Consider the following 5658-nt stretch of genomic DNA (forward strand, 5'->3'; position numbering starts at 1 on the left):
CCCCGCCGTACCCGTCGCCAAATACCCCTCCACACCCTCCGGCACCACCACCAACCGCGACCCNTAATCGTGATACATCAACCCCGCGAACACACCCGTCCGCGACCCCCGCAACCCCAACGGATCCAACCCCGCCCGCTCAAAAACCTCCCAGCACACCTCCAACAACAAACGCTGCTGCGGATCCATCGCCAACGCCTCACGCGGCGAAATCCCAAANAAACCCGCATCAAAACCCGCCGCGTCATACAGAAAACCACCCGCCTGCGCGAAATCCCCCGACACCTCCCACCCACGATCCACCGGGAAACCACCGATGCTGTCCCGGCCCGACGCGACCAACGTCCACAGCTCCTCGGGCGAACCCACCCCACCCGGATAGCGGCACGCCATCCCCACGATCGCGATCGGCTCGTGGGCCTTCTCCTGGATGTCGACGAGGCTGCGGCGGGCCTGCCGAAGATCGGTGGTGGCCCGTCGGAGGTAGTCGCGCAGCTTCTCTTCGGTATCCATGTTCGCCTGCTCCTCGGCGTCGAACGGTGGTGCGGGGGTGGTCGACGGTGTCGCGGGGGTGGTCGGTGGACGGGCGGAGCCCAGGCGCCTCAGGTCGCGTCCAGCTCGTCGTCGAGCAGGTTGAACAGCTCCTCGTCGCTCGCGGCCGTCAGGTCGTCGTCCCCGGTCGTGCCGTTCCGGGAGTCCGTGCCGGCGCCGTCGGCGGTGCCGTTCGAGCCGGTGCCAGCGCCGGTGCCCGCCCCGTCGTCATGGCCGTTGCCGGGGTGGCTGGTCCAGGTGGCCGCCAGCGCGGACAGCCGCAGCGCGACCCGGGTTCTGGTGGCCGCACCGAGGTCCCGGCCGGCCAGGCTCTCCACCAGCCGGTCGAGGTCGTCCAGCAGCGCGCGGTCGACGGCGGCGGCGTCCGGCGCGAGCGCGGACCGCAGGTGCTCGGCGAGGGCCGCCGGGGTCGGGTGGTCGAAGACGAGCGTCGGCGGCAGGCGCAGACCGGTGGCCGCGGTCAGCCGGTTGCGCAGCTCGACGGCGGTCAGCGAGTCGAGCCCCATCTCCTGGAACCGCCGCGACTCGGCCACCTCGGCGGCGCCGGCGTGGCCGAGCACGGCGGCGGTCTGGTTGCGGACGAGCAGCACCAGGGTCCGGGTCTGCTCGGCCGGGGCGAGCGTGGCCAGCTGCCGGGCCAGCGAGCGGTCCCGCGGATCCCCCTGCCCGGTCGCGGGGCCGCCTGGCACCGTCTCCGGGAGCGGCGACCGCACCGCGGGCGGGGCGAGCCCGGCGAGGATGGCCGGCAGCGGGCCGGCGGCGGCGGCCCGGCGCAGCGCGGGCAGGTCGAGGCCGACCGGCACCAGCAGCGCCGGCCCACCGGCCATGGCCCGGCCCGGGCCACCGGCCGCGGCGCAGGCGGCGTCGAACAGGTCCAGCGCCCGCCCGGCCGGCAGGGGCACGACACCGCCGCGGCGCATCCTGGTCCGGTCCGCGGCGCTCAGCGCCTCGCCGAGGCCGCTGTCGACATCCCACAGGCCCCAGGCCAGCGAGATCGCCGGGAGGCCGGCGGCGCGGCGGTGGGCGGCGAAGGCGTCCAGGAAGGTGTTGGCGGCGGCGTAGCTGGCCTGGCCCGGGTTGCCGAACAGGCCGGCGATCGAGGAGAACAGGACGAAGGCCGTCAGGTCGTTCCCGGCGCTCGCCTCGTGCAGGTTGAGGACGGCGTCGACCTTGGCCCGCAGCACGGCGTCGAGCCGCGCGGCGGTCAGCGACGTGAGCACGGCGTCGTCGGTGCTGCCCGCGGCGTGCACGATCGCGGTGACGGGCTGGTCCGCCAGCACCGCGCGGACCGCCGCCGGGTCGGCGAGGTCGCAGGCCTCGAGCCGCACCCGCGCCCCGGCCGCGGTGAGCTCGTCGACGAGCTCGGGCCCGCCCGGGGCGGTGCGGCCGCGCCGGCTGAGCAGCAGCAGCTCCCGCACACCGTGCCGGTCGACGAGATGCCGGGCGAGCAGCGTGCCCAGCGCGCCGGTGGCACCGGTGAGCACGACGGTGCCGTCCCCGAACGGCTGGCCGTCCGGGATCGGACCGGTGCCGGGATCGGCAGCGGGTTCAGCGGCGGGAACCGGCGCCGGAGCGGCCTTGACCAGCCTGGGGATCAGCACGACGGCGCCACGGACCGCGCACTGCGAGTGGCCGGCGGCGACGATCGCGGCCAGCGGCAGCGCCTTGCCCTCGCTGGTGCTGGCGTCGGCGTCGATGCCGATGTCGGCGTCGGTGTCGGCGTCCACCAGGTGGATCCGGTCCGGATTCTCCGCCTGGGCTGTGCGGACCAGACCCCAGATCGCCGCGCCGGCCAGACCGGGCAGGGCCGGCACACCGGGTTCGGCGGCCAGGTCGGGCACGCCGGGTTCAGCGGCGTGGTCGCCGGTCGCGACGGCCCCGCGGGTGAGGACCACCAGCCGGGCGTCATCCCAGCGGGGATCGGTCAGCCAGCTCTGCAGCGTCGCCAGCGCGGCGGCGGTCGCGGCGCGGATGGACGCGGCGTCGACCGGCAGGGCCGCCGTGCAGTCCAGGATCACCACCGAGGGCACGGTCGGACCGCCGGGAAGCGGGTCACCGAGCACAGTTCGCGACCAGCCCGGCTGGGACCAGCCCGGTTCGTCCCCGTCCGCCAGCACGACGGACTGATCGGGCTGCCAGGCCACCTCGTACAGCGCCGCCGGGTCGTCGCCGGGGAGCGAGAGCTGTTCGGGGTCCGCCGGGCGCACGGTCAGGCTCTCGACGCGTCCGACGGGCAGCCCCGACTCGTCGGCGAGGTCGAGGCGCACCGTGTCGGCGCCGACCGCCGTCAGCCGGACCCGCAGGGCCGCCTCGCCGGTGGCCCGCAGCCGCACCCCGGTGAACGCGAACGGCAGCCGCGCGGCGCCCGTCCCGTGGTCCGCACCGCCGTCGACCCCGGCGGCCGGTGCGGCGAGCAGTCCGCTGGGCGCGAGGGCGTGCAGGGCGCTGTCGAGCAGCGCCGGGTGCAGGCCGTACCGATCGCCGTCGGCCGGAGCGTCCATCCGCAGCTCGGCGAAGACCTCGCCGCCGCGCCGCCAGAGCCGCCGCAGTCCCTGGAAGGCCGGTCCGTACTCCAGCCCGGACGCGGCCGACGCCCGGTACGCCTCGGCCAGGTCGACATCCTGGACGTCCCGCGGCGGCCAGACGATCAGGTCCGCCGCACCGGTCCCGCCGGCCTCGCCGGCTCCGGTCGCCGCGGTCAGCAGGCCGGTGGCGTGGGTGGCCCAGGGGCCGTCGTCCGCGACCCGCGCGTGCACGCTGACCGGGCGGTGCCCGAGCCCGGTGTCCTGCGCCGGCTCCCCGACGGTGACCCGGATCTGCGCGCCGCCGCCCTCGGGCAGCACCAACGGCGCGCGCAGCAGCAGTTCGGCGACCTCGGGCACGCCGGCCCGTTCCCCGGCCGCCAGCACCAGGTCGAGCACGGCCATGCCCGGCACGACCACGCTGCCGAACACCACATGGTCGGCCAGCCACGGGTGCGTCGCCGTGGACAGCCAGCCGGTAAGCATGACCGCCGATGATTCGGGCAGTGCGACCGCCGCACCGAGCACCGGATGCCCGGTGGCGTTCAGCCCGAGCCCGGCCGCGTCCCCGGCAGGCGCCGCCCGTGCCCGCGGCCAGAACCTGCGGTGCTGGAAGGGATAGGTCGGCAGCTCCACGCGAGCCGTCCCGGTGCCGGCGAGCACGGCGGCCCAGTCGACGTCGGCGCCGTCGACGAACAGCCGGCCGACGGCGGAGAGCAGGGTGGCGGCCTCGTCCCGGTCCCGGCGCAGCGCGGGGACGGCCAGCGGCTCGGCCGCGCCGGGCAGGCCGTGCACCACGCTTTCGATCATGGCGGTGAGGATCGCGTCGGGGCCGAGTTCGAGGATGCGGGTCACTCCCTGGCCGGCCATCGCGGCGACGGCGGCAGCGAACCTGACCGGACGGCGGACCTGCTCGACCCAGTAGCCCGGGTCCGTCCACTGGCCGGCCTCGACCGGCGCGCCGCTGACCGTGGACACGACCGTCCGGTCCGGCTCCCGCAGCACCAGCCCGTCCAACACGACGCCGAACTCGGCCAGCATCGGCTCCATCAACACCGAATGGAACGCGTGACTGACCGCCAGCCGGCTGCTGCGCCAACCCCGCTCCCCGGCCAGCACCACGGCCCGCTCCAGCATCTCGATCGGGCCGGAGAGCACGGCCGATGCCGGCCCGTTCACCGCGGCGACGTCCAGCGCCAGCTCCGCCGCCGCGAGAGCGGCGAGGACGTCGGCCTCCGCCGCGGCCACCGCGAGCATCCCGCCCCCGGCGGGCAGCGCCTGCATCAACCGACCCCGCGCCGCCACCAGCGCGGCAGCGTCCGCGAGATCGAGAACCCCCGCCGCATACGCCGCGGTGACCTCCCCGATCGAATGACCGGCCACCACCTCCGGGTCCACACCCCACGACCGCACCAGCGCCAGCAACGCCACCTCGACCGCGAACAACGCCGGCTGCGCATACCCCGTCCGGTCCAGCAGCTCGGGCTCGGCGTCGATGACGGAACGCAACGGCCGGTCCAGATGCTTGTCCAGCAGCTCGCACACCTCGCCGAACGCGGCCGCGAACACCGGGAACAGCGCGGCCAGCCCCCGGCCCATCCCCAACCGCTGCGCACCCTGACCGGTGAACACCACACCCAACCGGCCGCCGCGCGCCACACCTCGCAGCACGCCCGGCACGTCCGCGTCGGCCGCCATCCCGGCCAGCGCCGTCGACAGGCCGTCCGGGCCGGCCGGAAGGAGCACAGCGCGGTGCGGCAGAACCTCGCGCGTGGCCAGTGACCGTCCGACGGCCGCCAGTTCCGTGATGTCGCCGAGCCGTCCGCGTAGGCGGCTCGCGACCTCGCGCAGTGCCGCGTCGGTCTGGGCGGTCAGCGCCAGCGGAACCACCGGCAGATCAACCGCCGGCCCCGGCCGCGCGGGAACTCCGACCTGATTCGGCCCGGTGGTGTCCGGCCTGGCGGTGTCCCGTCCAGCCGGGTACGGTGCCGGGTTCGTCGTGGCCGGGTCGGCGACGGGGGCCGCTTCGAGGATGACGTGGGCGTTCGTACCGCTGATCCCGAACGAGGAGACCGCCGCCCGCCGCGGCCGATCCGCACCCGCCACCCACGGCCGGGCCTCGGTCAGCAGCTCCACCGCACCGGCAGCCCAGTCCACCCGCGACGACGGCTCATCCACGTGCAACGTCGGGGGCAGCACCCCGTGCCGCATCGCCTCCACCATCTTGATCACACCCGCCACACCGGCAGCGGCCTGCGTGTGACCGATGTTCGACTTGACCGACCCCAACCACAGGGGCCGACCCTCCGGCCGGCCCTGGCCGTAGGTCGCGATCAGCGCCTGCGCCTCGATCGGATCACCGAGAGTGGTACCGGTCCCATGCGCTTCGACAACATCCACATCGCCGGTACCGAGGCGGGCACTGGCCAGCGCCTGGCGGATCGCCCGCTGCTGCGACGGGCCGTTCGGCGCCGTCAGACCGTTCGACGCCCCGTCCTGGTTCACCGCACTGCCCCGCACCACCGCGAGAATCGGGTGGCCGTTACGGCGGGCGTCGGAGAGCCGCTCGACGAGCAGCATCCCG

The 5658-nt window shown here is 75.3% G+C and carries 2 protein-coding genes; both read right to left on the minus strand.

Annotation, left to right across the window (positions count from 1 at the left end):
• Window positions 1–606: beta-ketoacyl synthase N-terminal-like domain-containing protein (locus tag B056_RS35450; RefSeq protein WP_456095362.1), on the minus strand; the 606-nt coding region annotated here is incomplete at its 3' end.
• Window positions 603–5658, minus strand: a 5056-nt coding sequence (locus tag B056_RS0106685) for a type I polyketide synthase (protein ID WP_154676883.1), incomplete at its 5' end; no start/stop codon positions are given. The genes B056_RS35450 and B056_RS0106685, both read right to left, overlap by 4 nt.

It is taken from the genome of Parafrankia discariae (assembly GCF_000373365.1).
In the GTDB taxonomy this organism is placed as follows: domain Bacteria; phylum Actinomycetota; class Actinomycetes; order Frankiales; family Frankiaceae; genus Parafrankia; species Parafrankia discariae.